Here is a 15,270-nt window from a genome sequence, read left to right on the forward strand (position 1 = left end):
ATTACGGCTCCGTTTACCCTGAATCAAACCACACGGCCGGACGGCTTCGACGATAAAATGCTGAAAATAATGGATAATTTATAATGCATAATGTGTAATTATGTGGTACAAAATTTATACTTGAATCTTGGGAATAGGGAATGTGCTTTGCAGTTCTTTTTCTTAATGCGCCCGCGAAGCTCGCAGAAAATGGTAAGGTTTTAGAAGGAATATCCTTATCAACTCTCCTCTCTATCTTTCTCCGCATACTTAGCGCCCTTTGCGGTTTAAAATAAAAAAGCCTAACAGCACGGTTGCCGTCTGCAAAAGTTGATGAGAAAAAATAATGATGTCGTTGCTTAAATGAAAAAATCGCCCGTTTTTCAGGGCACAGTCTACTTGCTGAGTTGCTGAGTTGCTGAGTTGCTGAGTTGCTGAGTTGCTGAGTTGCTGAGTTGCTGAGTGATTATGCCGACAAAGCTATGTATGTCAACTATCTTTTGAAAATATTCCGCTACTGAAAATAGCAACTGCACTTTGGAAAGAGGCGGTTGGTGCTGCGGTAATACGGTAAATCGATTCAGCATATAGGCTATTATATGGTAAGAAGGAGTAAAAAGCAAGTTTGCTTTTGCAAATAGTCGGCGCAGCTGAGTTGCCGATATGCTCACGTAAGCCGGGGAAGTTTGGCTATCAAGCTCTTATTGAGAAATTTGTAGAATTTTTTGTTGCATTTCCTTGAAAGGTGGTGTAAGCTTATATTATGATATGTAATATATTACATATCATAATATAAGCTAAGTAGAGGAGAAATCAGTATGTTAATTGCAACATGGATCATTACATTTTTAATTGTTGTCGGTATCGGCATTTATGCCGGAACAACCATTAAGTCGTCCGCACAGTGGTCGGGAGGTGATAAGTCCCTGAGCGCCGTTTCACTCGGTGCTATTTTTGCCGCATGGCAAATCGGCGGCATGGCAATTGTCGGGGCAGCTCAAAACGGATATAACCTCGGCATCGCCGGGTCGTGGTATTCAATAGCCGGATCGTTTTACTTTATTGCATTAGCTGTTTTTGCAAAAATAATCCGAAATAATATGCCCGGTGAATCGGTTCCTGTATACTTACAATCCAGATTCGACACTAAAACGGCAAAACTGTACTCATACGCATGGATTGTCTACGGTTTTCTCTATATTCCCATTCAGTTAAAAACGGTTTCGTCCATCATTCAAATTGTATTACCCAATATAAACTTCATGGCGGCAATGATAATCGGTGTAACGGTTGCCGTCGTTTACACCGGTTTTTCGGGTATGAAAGGAGCATCAGCGGTAGGAAGAATCGTCTGTATCGGTATTTATATCTTACTCATTATTTTTGTTGTAACGACACTGCCTAAATTTGAAGGCTTTAGCGGATTGCTGGCAAAATTACCGCAAGGATATGACAGTATGAAAAATATGCCGCTGCACAGAATCATCGCGTGGATATTCGGAGGGTGTATCAGTACGGCTGTTATGCAATCGGTACTTCAGCCGTTATTGGCGGCAAAAACCCCGCAAGCTGCCCGCACCGGTTCCATCCTCGGATATCTTATTGCAGCACCGATTTGTTTCTTTACGGCAACCTGCGGAATGCTTGCAAAAGCTTCGGGAGCTGATTTAGGTGATGGAACAAGCGCATTTGCCTATGCTATTAAAACCTTTACCTCACCGTTCTTCGGCGGTATTATCTTTGCATTCGTTACAATGATTATCGCTGCAACGATGGCAACAATGATGCTGGCCACCGGTACGATTATCACCAACGTATATAAAACGGATATCAATCCAAATGCCGATGATAAAAAGGTTCTCAGCATTTCCAAAAAGATTACATTTATTTTTGCATATCTTACGCTGATACCTGCACTTTTTATCCCAAGCCGTTCGCTTACGAATCTCTTTTTAACGCTCCAGCATGTTGCCGCTGCTCCTATCAGTTTTTCCATCTTAGTCGGTTTAACATGGAAAAAGGTTACCAAGCAAGGTGCTTTCTGGAGTATCCTCTGCGGTATGCTGGTTGGGATAGCTTGGATGTTACTACGCTTGAGCGATAAACTTGAAGCAATTTATCCGGTTGTCATCGTTACATACGGCGTTGGAATAATCGTTTCGTTACTGACATATAAAGAAGGCGGTAAATAATCGTATGCAGGAAAAGAAAATGTATATGTGGCCGTCTGCATGGAATCGGCCGTCTATCAACGGAACATACGGGGCAATCAGCAGTAATAATGCGTATGCCACTCAAGCAGGACTGAATGTTTTGAGAAACGGCGGAAATGCTTTTGACGCTGCCGTTGCGGTTTCGTTGGTATTATCCGTTGTCGAACCGCATCATTCGGGAATCGGCGGGGGCTGCTTTACACTGGCGTACTCAAAGCAGGAAAATGCAGTCTATGCATTGGACGGGAGAGGAATAGCCCCGCGGAATGCGACAAAAGATTTATTTTTAAAAGACGGAAAGGTGTGCGACGAATGGAAGGATATAGGCGGAAGATCGGTTGCCGTTCCGGGATTATTGAAAAGCTTAGATGTCTTGCTAAAAAAATTCGGTACAATGACAATGCAAGCGGTTGCACAAGATGCAATCAAGTTGTCGTTCAACGGTTTTAGGACAAGCTTTACCGGCTCGATCACCGGTACGGATGACTCGGTTATCAGAAAACGGAATACCTATCCCGCCTTTAAAAAGAATTTTATGAACGGAGATAAGGGATATGAATTCGGCGCTATGCAAAAAAATGAAAAACTGGGACGGCTTTTAGAAAAAATCGCAACAGTCGGAGTTGATTATTTTTATAGCGGAGAAGCAGCAAAGACAATCATCAACACAATAAATGAACATGACGGTTGTTTTTCCTATGAAGATATGTCCGAGTATCAACCTAAATTCCGTGAACCCGTAAGTATCAATTATCGAAATGCCGCCGTATATTCCTTTCCTCCCCCCGGAGGAGGCTGTACCGTACTCGAAATGCTGAATATCCTTGAAAATGCGGATATAAAAAAAGCTGGACATAATTCGGCACAGTACATACATCTATTGGCGGAAGCAATGAAGATTGCTTTTGCAGACAGAAGTATCGGATTAGGTGATCCCGATTTTATCAAAATCGACACGCATAAAATTCTCAGCAAAGATTATGCAAAATTACAATATCAGCATATCAATAAAACGGCACAAGAGTATAAACCGGGCATCGACACTGCATTCGATGAGCATAAAGGAAACACCTCTCATTTTTCCATTATGGATCGATATGGGAATACGGTATCGCAAACGCAGACCATCAGAGACTGGTTCGGAAGCGGTATTGTTGTAGATGCCTACGGTTTTGTACTGAATAATGCAATGTCGGATTTTTCCGCAACGGAAGGGGGCACTTACCAGTCAAGGATTATCGTACGGCAGCTCTAATGCGATAGCCGGCGGAAAAACACCGATTTCCAGTATGTCGCCGACTATTGTTTTTAAAGAAGGAGTACCGTTTATGGCCATCGGTTCTGCCGGAGGTCCGTCCGAGAATTATTACCGGCGTGCTGCAAGGGATAGTAAATGCAATCGATTTTGATATGGAACCTGAGCAGCTGGTAGATATGCCGTATATCAACTGTCTCAGTAAACAACAAGGCATAGAAACCGAATTCGGTATTTCACCCGATACTGTTGCTCAGCTTCAAGTAGCACTGCATACCATACATCAGGTTCCCGTACATCAGGCAATGAGTACAATGGTAAATTGCGTGATGAAAAAACAGGATAGGTTTTATGCAGGGCGGACAAAGCGAGTCGATGGCTGCGCAGGAGTTCTTTTTTCCTCCGGCGCAAGCTTTGACGGCATAGGATTTGCGGAAATATAGTAGAGCATCTCTAAAAGCTAACCGAGTTTTTAGAGATGCCCGGTATTCGGCTTTAACATACGGGGATGTCTCAAAAGTTGGTTACTTTTTTGCGAGCCCCATTCAGCAGCAGGGCTTAGTTTAAGCTCTGTTCCCGTGCTCATGTCAATCGAGGGAAAGCGGCTGCTGTCCGCTTACGCTGAACATACGCCAGAACCACACAGCATACCCCAACCGCAAACGCCGCTGCCGAAAATAGCACACGCTGCATTCCGCTTTCCGGTGCAATAACCGGAAGCCGTGCAAAAAAATCCGCTGCTACAAAAATTATTCGATATGCGGCGTTCAATCCGTATCCAAGCAGCGGGCTCGTGAAAGGGAAAATAAGCGCAAGCGGAATGCAGATAAGCCCCGCAATGAGGAAAACCGAAACAAGCGGGTTAACCACACATGAAGCAATTACCCCCGCCGCTGCGATATTCCCGATTGCAGAGATAACAATCGGGGCGGTGAAAAGCTGTGCGCCGACGGATGCGGAAATACTGCCTGCAAAAGACGACGGTATTTTTCCAGCCATGAGACGAGCGCACGCATCGCCAAAGATGATAATCCCTGCACAGGCTCCATACGAAAGCATAAACCCGAGCGTTATTGCTTCAGCGCCGGCGATTGCGATATGTACGGTTAGCATGGCGCACAGCACGGACAAGGGCGGCGGTTTTAAACCGAGTGCTCTCCCTGCGGCGGTGATACATACCATTCCCAATGCGCGGTTTAACGAAGGAGCAGCGCCCGCAAACCAGACAAACAGGAAAACCGCCGCAAGCGAAAACCATACTGCCCTGCTCTTATGCCCAAACATCCTGCCGCCCTGCAGCGCCGCTGTCCCGATTAGCGAAAGGTGCATCCCCGACAAGGCAAGGATATGAGCAAGTCCGGCGTTGCGGAACGCTGCAATGCATCCTGCCGGTAAGAACGCCTTATCTGCAGCAAGCAGCGCAAGCAAAAGTCCGCCCGCCTCTCCCCAACCGTATAGCATCCGCATAAAGGCAAAGCGGAAAAACGCACGAAGGCGGTTGAGCGGAGAATTCCAGCCGAGAAATACCGGCTGCACCTGCCGCGCATAAAACACCGTTCCCGTCTTACCGAACTTTCCTTGAACTGCAAGCTTCATTCCACAGACATAAAACCGACATTCTTGCTGATTTTGCAAAGCCTCTGCAAATACAGCCGTACTGGACAGTAGCGGCGCTGCCGCTTTGGATTGTTCCGCTTCGCCGATGCGGGTAATACCTCCTGAATATGTTCCGCGGACAAGCGCTGCCGGAACAAAAAGCTGCACGGAACCCGATGCGGAAAACTGCTCATTGCGGCCGGCGCCGCACGCAATCAATTTGACCGGTATGCGGTAATAATCAGTACCTGTCGGAACAGCCTCACCGGTTAACTCTGCAATAAGCGTCCGTACCGTAGACGGCGAAGCAAGCGTTTGAGGAGGGCGCTGCTCTCTTTGCAGAGTACGCGCAGCATACGAGCCGATCGCAGCTCCCGCAATCACACAAAGCGCAAACCGTACCATGGCTCGCACTCGTTTCTGACGACAGTGCTGCGGTTGGAATTTTCGGTGCGTCAACTGAGCGGCTATCGGTACTGCCGCTAAGAACAGCAAGAAAGCACACAGTAGTAAAAATGCCGTTATAAAAACAAAAGATATAATTTTACTGTCAGTTTGAGCAAATACATACAACCCGTAAAAAAACGCCGCCACCGCAACGGCTATGATCGTAACAGGCGGAACAACATGTCTATCCATACTTACCTCTTACGATTTCTTATACGACACAAGGCGCAAAATGGCTACAAATCAGCGGCAGCGGCAAAGGAAATCTGAGAAAAACATAACTGCCCAAAAGTTACGTTTTCAAGGATTCCTTTAATTTGGTATTTTTATATGATAAAGCGTATGATTTTCAGGATTTCCCTTAAATCGTATTTGCTGTTTCTGTACGGTATCGGTAACAGAAAGGATGGTACGTTTAATGGAACGGTTATTAAAAAGAATCTGAGAGATAACGATCTCATTCGAAAGCGCAGTGTTTTTTATATCGGCGGCAGTATTAACAGTCAGTCCAACATAATTAAGCCGGTTATTCAAGGTTACCACCAATACCGAACCGCTATGCAAACCCATTTTAATTTCCAACCGTTCGCTTATCGGCTTATTTTGACTATACTTTGTCAATTGTCGCAGTGCTTTCACAGCAGCATTAAAGGCCTTACAAGGATCGATAAAAGCCCCCATAACAACATTGCCGTTTTTCATAATCGGTACGCCGCTGTACTTTTCAATCGTACTCAAAAGAAGCTTTACATATCCTTTTATCAATAAAAATGCTTTTTTATTACCTAATGATGCGTAAAGCCTTGTCGAATTTGTAATATCTGCAAAGAGAATTGTCATATTTGTCAGTGGAAGTGATTGGTCACCAATCAGAATTTCAGAACTCATCAATTCGCGGTACAAATTATTTTGAATAATCTCCACACCTCGTACTGCATCAGGTGTGTCCCACGTCCGATACTTTCCGCTCCGAATATTTTTGCCTATATCAGCAATATAATTCATTTTAAACGTAGGATCGAGCATCTTGAGCCGCGGGTGAATCGAAAAGCAAACCTCAATATTGGTGTCAAGCGTATTATTAAAGACCTTATTACAAACCGTACAAAAATTTTGTGACGAAGCTTGATGAAGAGACGGAGCTTCATAGGCAATATGTCCGCAAGTAGGGCAATGATAAATCCATTCTAATATAAATACTCCGTCATAAACTCCTTGAATAAAAATATCCAATATTTTTTCACGCGATATACCGAAAGCTTTACCGATTTCATAGAGAGGAATATGAAAAAGTAACCGATCCGACACATTTGTTAAAAAGGCTGCAATTTTATCAGCCTCTTTCTGATTTACTTTAGAGCGTAATTTCACACTCATAACTCTCTCCTTCTATAATCAACAACTCCGACGCAGAGCATCGGGGTACAGTGCCCAACGTTTCGCACAGTATAGGATATCCGGCACGGATGCAGGTGATTCCAAACAGGAACGAGTTTTTTGCAAGGCAAAAAACTCGCAGTCAAAAATGTACAACGATGTACATTTTTGACGAGATGGTTGCAGTCAGCTTTAATACCCTTTGTTACGACGTAGAGCGTTGCCGAGAACGGCGGGTATTAAACCGCACGAATAAAAACCTTCATGATGAAAGAAAAGCAAGGAGAGTACAAGAATCATGGCAGGTGGTACAAAATATTTTTTAACGCACTATGCTAAACAGTCGGCTTTTAAAATGGTTATAAAAATTTTGATGAATATTTTGATGAATATTTGACAAACCATTTTTTTTCATGTTATAGTAAATAAAGATCGGTGGTATTACCACATACCGCTATTCTAAATATGAGATTATATGAAAAGGAAAAAACGAACAACGGCTAAAAGCAATAAAGAACGTTTTATCGAGCAGATGGAGACACTGCTGTTGATGCACCTTATCCTGCCGGGAGAGCTGTTACCGCCCGAACGGGAATTGGCACAGCAGATGGGTGTCTCTCGGCCGGTCATCCACGAGGGGCTTTTGGAACTTGGCGCGAGAGGGCTTATTTCCATTCGGCCGCGGCATGGCTGGATTGTCAATAACTTCACAGAAGAAGGTGCGCTGCCCCTGCTTTCAAGCCTTTATCGTTTTTCGGCACCTCAGTCTGCCGCCCGTATCGATGCCGATTTGGAAGAAGTCCGCCGGATGATTTTGACAAAATCATTGATGCAGTATTTTGCTACCGATACGGTGCAGAAACAAACAAATTCGCCGCTCATTGAGAAATTACATAAGATACACAGAGAAGAACATAAAAATATCGAGGCCCATTTACGACCTGCTGAAATACGGCGGCTGACCGAATTGGATTTTCTCTTTTACCGTGCAATTATCGAGGCGGGTGGCAATACGATATTTCTCCTTCTCTTTAACTCGGCACGAGAATTGTACCATCAAAAACTGGAGCAGTTTTTTACGGAAAATACCGAGAGCATTCGGACAGCAGCCGCCTTAAAATCACGGTTGATTGCCTATATCACGGAGAATAAACGGAATGAAGCGTTCGCCTTACTGGAAAAAATGATCTCAACGAATGCATACATTCATACGGAAGCAGTCGGACGGGAAAGTCCGCCGATTATGAGGGAACAGCATTATGAAGAACTATCTTCAAAAGCTTGAGCGGAAGATAAAGGAACGGTACCCGCAGCTGAAACTTTCGGCAGAATGGGACGGTCGGTCGGTAATATTGACCGGAGATGCTCCTACCGTTGAAGAACGGTACACCGTCGGCGCCTTTTTTGCAAGAAAATGTAAAAAGCTCCCGGGATATAAGGGTTTGGTTAATGATATAACCGTTGCTGGAAAGGGTGAGCCGCCGATGCGGATGCCGGAAGTGCGGGATAATCTTTTAGCAGGTAAAACATTCGATATCGTGATTATCGGCGCGGGTGTTGTCGGATGTGCAATCGCACGGGAACTATCCCGCTATGATTTAACAATCGCCGTGCTCGAAAAAGAGTGCGATTGCGCCATGCAGGCGTCCTCCCGCAACGACGGCATGATTCATCCCGGCTTTGCAGATAGTCCTTCAAAGATAAAAGGCAGACTGAACACTCGCGGTAACCGCCTGTACCGCAAGCTCGACAAAGAACTCGGCTTTCAAACCGAATGGCCGGGCAGCTTTATGCTATTTGATTCCCCGCTCCTAAAACCGCTTGTGCCCTTTATGCACCGACGGGCGGCAAAAAACGGCGTTGAAGGTCGCGTCGGTTATATGAATAAAAAAACGATACAAAACATGGAACCGAACCTGAGTACGGAATACTACGGCGGTTTTTGGATGCCCTACTCCGGCATTGCCTCTCCTTTTAAGGTAACGATTGCCTTTGCGGAAAACGCTGCGGCAAACGGCGTATCTTTTTTCTTTGAAACCGCTGTAACCGGTTTTGACAAAACGAACGACTTGATTTCGGCAGTGTACACAAACCGCGGTACGCTGAACGCCCGCCTGATTATCAACGCAGCGGGCGTATGGTCTGATAAAATTGCGGAATTTGCCGGAGACCGTTTTTTTTCCATTCATCCTCGAAAGGGCATGGATATCATCCTCGATAAAAGGAAAAAGGGAGCGCAGCATACCATTATCGGAAAACCTAATCTTCTAAACTCTTCAAAACAGCACTCAAAAGGCGGCGGCATTATCCCCTGTATAGAAGGGAATATCCTTGTCGGGACGACTGCGCATGAGGTATATGACCGTGAAGACTACGGTACCGACTCCGAAGATGAACGAGCCTTGCTTGAGCAAATGTCTATGAATAAAACGCTTTCGCGGGGCGACATCATCGCGTATTATAGCGGTATCCGAGCAGCGACGTGGGAGGAAGACTTTATCGTTGAAATGTCCGAAAAGGTACCCAACTTGATTCATGCAGCGGGCATTCAATCGCCGGGTTTTGCTTCGGCTCCGGCAATCGCGGAAGATATTACAGCGCTTGCACTCCGGCGCTTTCCCGCCGGCCTCAAAAAAAAACCGAACTTTATATCTCGCCGCGCCGCACCCCGCGAAACAGCTTCGATGCACGATGCCGAGCGGCATACGCTTATCAAACGAGATCCGCTCTATGGTAAAATCGTCTGCCGCTGCGAGCAAATCTCCGAGGGAGAAATACGGGATGCGGTACGCAGCTGCCGTGCACTCGGTATGCAGCATATCAGCCTTGATGCGGTAAAACGGAGGTGCCGCGCAGGAATGGGGCGGTGCCACGGCGGTTTTTGTACGCCGCGGGTAATGGAAATCATCAGCAGGGAAGCCGGCATTCCGCTTGAACGCATTACTAAAAAAGGCGGCTCCTCGTACATACTGAACAACCCACTGTCGGCAGATGAGGGGAAGGCGGCATTATGAAACGCTTTTATGATATCATTGTGATTGGAGCGGGACCCGCCGGTATGGCTGCCGCTCTTGCCGCCGCCGAAAAAGCTCCGCAGTGCAGCATCGCACTGATAGAGCGGGAAGAGCATATCGGCGGTATTTTAAAGCAGTGCATTCACGACGGCTTCGGACTTATTCGGTTTAAAGAGCGGCTGACCGGTCCCGAATATGCATGGCGGTACCGCGATATGCTCGCTCAGCATTCCAACATCGACATATTCGTATCCACCTTTGTTATCCGTATCGTGCAGCAGAACGGCGGCGGCTTTGAACTGACCTTTACCAATCCGAAAAACGGCATTTTTACCCTTTCCTGCACGGCGCTCATTTCCGCAACGGGTTGCAGAGAACGTACCGACCGGCAGGTGTTTATCCATGGCGACCGGCCTTCGGGCGTATTCACCGCAGGGCAGGCGCAAGCCTTTATCAATTTAAAAGGGTATCTGCCCGGCAAGCGGTTTGTCATTTTGGGCAGCGGAGACATCGGGCTTATTATGGCGCGGCGGCTCACCCTCGAAACCGCAAGTGTCGGCGGCAGTGTGGAAGGTGTCTACGAGGTAAAAAGCGAACCGTCGGGACTTACCCGCAATATTGTGCAATGCCTTGAAGACTACGGTATTCCGCTCCACCTTTCTACGACGGTGAGCGCCTTGCACGGGGCAGGACGCTTGGAGGGCGTAACCGTTACGCAGGTTGACGGACGGATGCAGCCGGTCGCCGATACGGAGCGGTATATCCCCTGCGACACCCTCATTTTGAGCGTCGGGCTTATCCCCGAAAACGACATCCTCGACAGTCTCGCGCCGAAAATGGATACGCGGACAAAGGGACCGCAGGTTAATCAATATATGGAAACAACCGTACCGGGACTTTTCTCCTGTGGGAATGCCCTGCACGTCAATGACCTCGTAGACTATGTTTCCGAATCGGGCAGTATTGCCGGGGAACAGGCTGCCTTACTCTGCAGCGGAACAGCGTTTGAAGGCAATACCGCCTCAGAAAGAGCTGCGGCAACGGAAATACAGCCGGCGGCGCAGGCTGAGCTATGTAAAAATCCTGCTGAAATTCCCATCTATGCCGATAAAACGCTGCTATACCAAACACCCGCCCGCATCGCACCGGACGGGAAGCAGGCGGTTCTGTACTTCCGGTCTGCGGCACAGCGGGAGCAAGCGGTATTGACAATTAGAGCGGAAACAAAAACAGGCTCAAAGACTCTTTTCAAAAAAACATTCCGGTTGTTAAAACCGCCGGAGATGGAACGGATTATCGTGGATACCGCATCGATACCGGCCTACACGCAGCAACTGTCTGTTTCGTTGACAGACGCAGAACCGGCGCATCAGGCAAAGGAGGCTGAATGATCAAAGAGCTGACTTGTATTGCATGCCCGCGCGGCTGTGCATTAACCGTGACAATCGACGATGCAACGAATATAATAGTAGTAAGCGGAAACAGCTGTCCTAAAGGAATCAGCTACGGCAAACAGGAAGTGCTGTGCCCTATGAGAACGCTCACCACCACCGTTGCCTGCAAGCCGACTCGGCATAATGGAGAAACGACAGGATTCGGTGAGCCTGAGTTTATTCGCCTGCCGGTAAAAACCGGATGTGAAATTCCGCTTGAGGAGATGACATCTATGATAGAAAAAATACGCACTATTATCGCCTCCGCGCCGGTGCGATACGGAGACTGTCTTGCCCAGCTTACCACTGAAAACGGAACTAAAATACCGATTCTCGCCTGTGCAAGTACGGAGGCTGAATGATTATGACCGATCAATCGACGATTATCTCAATTGACTGCGGTACCCAGAGCCTGCGTGTTATCATCTTTGCGGAAGACGGTTCGGTACTTGCAAAGAAGCAGATTATGTATAAACCGTGCGTCAGTCCGCGGCCGGGATGGGCGGAACAAGATCCCGCAGTGTGGTGGGGTGCGCTGTGCACAGGTGTAGCGGCACTCAAAAACAGTCATCCCGATTTAATGGCTCGCGCAAAGGGAATCGGCGTAACAGCTCAGCGGGACACCGTCATCCTCATCGGTAAAGACGGAAACGTGCTGCGCCCTGCGATTACGTGGCTCGATACCCGAAAGGCACGCGGCCGGTATCATCCGAATTTCATTATGAAGGCTGCGCTGAAAGCCGTTGATTACTACGAAAAAATCATGCATTCCCAAAGCGACGGTCAGTGCAACTGGATACAGGAAAACGAGCCGGAAATTTGGAAAAAAACTTGGCGGGTACTGATGGTATCGGGCTATCTGCAATACCGGCTTACGGGAATTGCTGCCGATTCCCCTTCATCGCTGGTCGGACACATTCCCTTTGATCATAAAAAGCAAAAGTGGGCATCGCCCGGACACATCACGGCAAAGATATTTCCGATAGATGATAATAAAAAATGCAGTGTTGTCCAAAGCGGGAAAGAGATCGGACGGGTTTCCGCTCAAGGCGCTCTGGAAACGGGGCTTCCTGTCGGTATACCGGTCATCGCCTGCGGCAGTGATAAGGCATGCGAAACGCTCGGTATGGGATGTCTCGATGCGAAAACCGCGTCCCTCAGCTTCGGAACAACGGCAACGGTGGAAATATGCACCGACCGCTACACGGAACCGATCCGCTTCCTGCCCGCATACAGCGCCGCCTATCCCGGGCGTTGGGTACCGGAAATCGAAATATTCCGCGGCTACTGGATGATCAGCTGGTTTAAGGACGAGCTCGGCTATGAAGAACGGGCAAAGGCGACGGCAACCGGTATTATTCCGGAGCAAATTATGGATCGTCTCCTCGACTCCTCCCCGCCCGGCTGCTACGGCCTGATGCTGCAACCGTATTGGGGCGCCAGCCTTAAAGATCACTATGCGAAAGGCTCGATGATCGGGTTCGGCGACGTACACGGACGGCACGCAATATACCGCGCAATCGTCGAAGGGCTCGCCTACTCGCTGCGGGAAGGACTGGAACAACTGCAACGGCAAAGCGGTGTTCCCGTACAAAAGGTTGCCGTTTCGGGCGGAGCCTCGCAGAGCGACCGTATCTGCACTATCACGGCGGATATCTTAAACAAGCCGCTCGTCCGCGGTGCGACAACGGAAACTTCTGCACTGGGAGCCGCGATCTTAACGGCGTACGGGACGGGGTGTTATTCAAGTATCGAAGAAAGCACCAAAAACATGGTTCATATCGCGCAGGAATTTACCCCCTCACCGGATAACCGCGAATTATATGATGAACTCTATCAAATATACACACAGATATATCCTATCTTAAAGCACGTGTATAAACGGATACGGGAAGTAACCGGTTATCCGTCATAAAAAGTAGCATCGAGAGCATCTAAAAATCTCATCGAGTTTTAAGAGGTGTTCTATCATAAATTCAAATAGGAGATGACTATGGCAGAACGTAAGGTATACAAGAATTTTAAACCGGAATGGGAGCAAGTTCCCCCGCCGCCGGCTTCATTCCGTTCGATTTTAAAATGGGGAGACCCCAACGAATTTAAGGAACCGAATGAAAGGCTTTTTACCTTTATGAAAGGTGAGCTCGGCTTAACCGATGCGGATTTTCAGCGGAAGGGCGCCGACGGACATGAAGCGGTACCCGAAACATTAGCGACGCCGCCGCTCGAACCGGAGCATGTCGCGTTCTTTGAATCCGTGTGCGGTAAAGAGAATGTCAGTACCAAGGGATACAACCGGCTTTCCGTAGCTTACGGCAAAACCATGTACGACCTCTACCGGCTGCGGGAGAACATCACCGAAAATGCCCCGCGGGCAGTGCTCTATCCTTCAAGTCATGAAGAAATCGTGCAGATTGTCGAATACTGCCAAAAGCAGCACATTCCCCTCTATGTATACGGCGGCGGCTCTTCCGTTACCCGCGGCGTAGAAGCGTTTAAGGGCGGCATCAGCCTTGATATGCGGCGGAACTTTAACAAGGTGATTAACTTTAACGAAACCGATCAAACCATCACGGTTGAAGCGGGGATGTCCGGCCCCCAGCTCGAAAAAATCTTAAGCGAAGCGAAAACACGGTTCGGCGCACGGCACGCATACACCTGCGGACACTTTCCGCAGTCGTTTGAATACTCCTCCGTCGGCGGCTGGACGGTAACGCGGGGGCGCCGGTCAAAACTCAACCTATTACGGCAATATTCACAATATCGTGATGGGGCAGACTTATGTTACCCCCACCGGTGTCATTAAAAGCTACGGACTTCCCGCCCACGCAGTCGGCCCCTGATATCGATGAGTTGATGATGGGGTCGGAAGGAGCGTTCGGCGTACTGACGCATGTAACGCTGAAAATTTCCCGCCTGACTGCGGAGAACCGCCGGTATTTCAGTTTTATGTTTAAGGACTGGCAGAGCGGACGCGACGCCGCGCGGGAAATTATGCAGGCCGAAGCAGGCTATCCTTCCGTGTTCCGCCTATCCGACCCCGAAGAAACCGATGCAATGATGAAGCTCTACGGCGTGGAAGGCACGCCGCTCGAAAGCTTGATGAACCTCCGCGGATACAAAGCGCATGACCGCTGTATGTTCTTAGGCTGGACGGAAGGGGAGCGAGGCTTTTCTTCAAATCTCTTCCGCGTCGTAAAAAAAATCAGCAAAGCCCACGGCGGACTGTACCTCACCGGCTATCCCGCGCACAAATGGGAAGAAGGCCGCTTTACCGACCCCTATTTACGGGAATCGCTGCAGGACTACGGTATCATCATCGACACGATGGAATGCTCCGTTACATGGGAGATGATGGGGCGTGTGCATGAAAAGGTTCGCGCCTTTGCAAAATCCCGCCCGAACACGGTCTGTATGACGCACCTTTCCCATGCGTATGAGCAGGGAGCCAATCTCTATTTTATCTTTATCGGAAAATTCCGTGATAAAGAAGAATATGCAGAATATCAGTTCGGTATCTTTGATAATATCATGGAACAGGGCGCTGCGATGAGCCACCACCACGGTGTCGGCAAGATGACGGCCGCATGGGTGGAACAATCGATCGGCACGGATAGGCTGAATATTTTCCGCGCGTTAAAAAAGCATTTTGACCCCGACAATATTATGAACCCGGGCGGCACCCTCGGCATCGACATGACCGATGAGCAAAAGCGTAAACCGAAGTTCTGCAGCAGAACATGGGATAATCCTGCATATTAAGAGGTATCGCTCAAAATAACGGAGCCGCTAAAAAGAGCCGGGGCTGTCCAAAAACTTCAGTTTTGGACAGTTTCCTTAGATTTAGATGCGATGTTTAAAATTAAGTTATTACTGTATAAAGACTTAATTTTAAACTCGCTATCAGCTATGCTGATGACGATGTCCAAAAAGTAACCAACTTTTGAGACATCCCC

The 15,270-nt window shown here is 47.9% G+C and carries 13 protein-coding genes; 11 read left to right on the forward strand and 2 right to left on the reverse strand.

Features of this window, described 5'->3' with window-relative positions; all coding sequences use genetic code 11:
* The first annotated feature begins 797 nt into the window (after positions 1-797).
* From GWP43_RS07220 to GWP43_RS14235, 4 genes are read left to right on the forward strand one after another with little or no spacing between them, the layout of a single operon-like run.
* Positions 798-2,171 (forward strand): sodium:solute symporter family protein, encoded by a 1,374-nt coding sequence (locus GWP43_RS07220; protein WP_162663603.1) that lies wholly within the window; start codon positions 798-800, stop codon positions 2,169-2,171.
* Positions 2,172-2,175: 4 nt separating this feature from the next.
* The gene (locus GWP43_RS07225) at positions 2,176-3,447 is read left to right on the forward strand and encodes a gamma-glutamyltransferase family protein (RefSeq protein WP_203232386.1); all 1,272 of its coding nucleotides are present in this window, start codon (positions 2,176-2,178) and stop codon (positions 3,445-3,447) included.
* The gene (locus GWP43_RS15615; RefSeq protein WP_203232387.1) at positions 3,377-3,601 is read left to right on the forward strand and encodes a gamma-glutamyltransferase; all 225 of its coding nucleotides are present in this window, start codon (positions 3,377-3,379) and stop codon (positions 3,599-3,601) included. The genes GWP43_RS07225 and GWP43_RS15615 overlap by 71 nt, the downstream gene beginning before the upstream one ends.
* Entirely contained in the window at positions 3,495-3,890 is a 396-nt protein-coding gene (locus GWP43_RS14235; RefSeq protein ID WP_230977585.1) for a gamma-glutamyltransferase, read from the forward strand. Before GWP43_RS15615 ends, GWP43_RS14235 begins: the two co-directional genes overlap by 107 nt.
* A gap of 139 nt (positions 3,891-4,029) precedes the next feature.
* Here GWP43_RS14235 and GWP43_RS07230 read toward each other — a convergent pair whose 3' ends face one another.
* Both GWP43_RS07230 and GWP43_RS07235 read right to left on the reverse strand, forming a co-directional pair.
* A complete protein-coding gene (locus tag GWP43_RS07230) occupies positions 4,030-5,682 on the reverse strand; it encodes a ComEC/Rec2 family competence protein (protein WP_162663604.1) in 1,653 nt (550 codons plus the stop codon).
* Between the two features lie 120 nt (positions 5,683-5,802).
* Positions 5,803-6,867: an adenylate/guanylate cyclase domain-containing protein gene (locus tag GWP43_RS07235; protein ID WP_162663605.1), complete on the reverse strand. Its 1,065-nt coding sequence runs from the start codon at positions 6,865-6,867 to the stop codon at positions 5,803-5,805.
* 475 nt (positions 6,868-7,342) lie between these two features.
* Here GWP43_RS07235 and GWP43_RS07240 point away from each other — a divergent pair, with 475 nt between their 5' ends.
* The 7 genes from GWP43_RS07240 to GWP43_RS14795 all read left to right on the forward strand — a co-directional run bounded on the left by GWP43_RS07240 (position 7,343) and on the right by GWP43_RS14795 (position 15,076).
* Positions 7,343-8,152: a FadR/GntR family transcriptional regulator gene (locus GWP43_RS07240; protein ID WP_162663606.1), complete on the forward strand. Its 810-nt coding sequence runs from the start codon at positions 7,343-7,345 to the stop codon at positions 8,150-8,152.
* Positions 8,127-9,881 carry an NAD(P)/FAD-dependent oxidoreductase gene (locus GWP43_RS07245; protein ID WP_162663607.1) on the forward strand — a complete coding sequence of 585 codons (1,755 nt, stop codon included), beginning with the start codon at positions 8,127-8,129 and terminating at the stop codon, positions 9,879-9,881. Before GWP43_RS07240 ends, GWP43_RS07245 begins: the two co-directional genes overlap by 26 nt.
* A complete protein-coding gene (locus GWP43_RS07250; protein WP_162663608.1) occupies positions 9,878-11,272 on the forward strand; it encodes an NAD(P)/FAD-dependent oxidoreductase in 1,395 nt (464 codons plus the stop codon). Before GWP43_RS07245 ends, GWP43_RS07250 begins: the two co-directional genes overlap by 4 nt.
* Positions 11,269-11,676, forward strand: a complete 408-nt coding sequence (locus tag GWP43_RS07255) for a DUF1667 domain-containing protein (RefSeq protein WP_162663609.1) — start codon at positions 11,269-11,271, stop codon at positions 11,674-11,676. The genes GWP43_RS07250 and GWP43_RS07255 overlap by 4 nt, the downstream gene beginning before the upstream one ends.
* On the forward strand, positions 11,673-13,229 hold the full coding sequence (locus tag GWP43_RS07260; RefSeq protein WP_162663610.1) for an FGGY-family carbohydrate kinase: 1,557 nt from the start codon (positions 11,673-11,675) through the stop codon (positions 13,227-13,229). Before GWP43_RS07255 ends, GWP43_RS07260 begins: the two co-directional genes overlap by 4 nt.
* A gap of 78 nt (positions 13,230-13,307) precedes the next feature.
* Complete coding sequence (locus tag GWP43_RS14790; protein WP_230977586.1) at positions 13,308-14,120, forward strand: FAD-binding oxidoreductase; 813 nt, start codon at positions 13,308-13,310, stop codon at positions 14,118-14,120.
* Complete coding sequence (locus tag GWP43_RS14795; RefSeq protein WP_230977587.1) at positions 14,096-15,076, forward strand: FAD-binding oxidoreductase; 981 nt, start codon at positions 14,096-14,098, stop codon at positions 15,074-15,076. Before GWP43_RS14790 ends, GWP43_RS14795 begins: the two co-directional genes overlap by 25 nt.
* The last annotated feature ends 194 nt before the right edge of the window (positions 15,077-15,270 follow it).

Source organism: Treponema vincentii (assembly GCF_010365865.1).
Classification (GTDB): Bacteria; Spirochaetota; Spirochaetia; order Treponematales; family Treponemataceae; genus Treponema.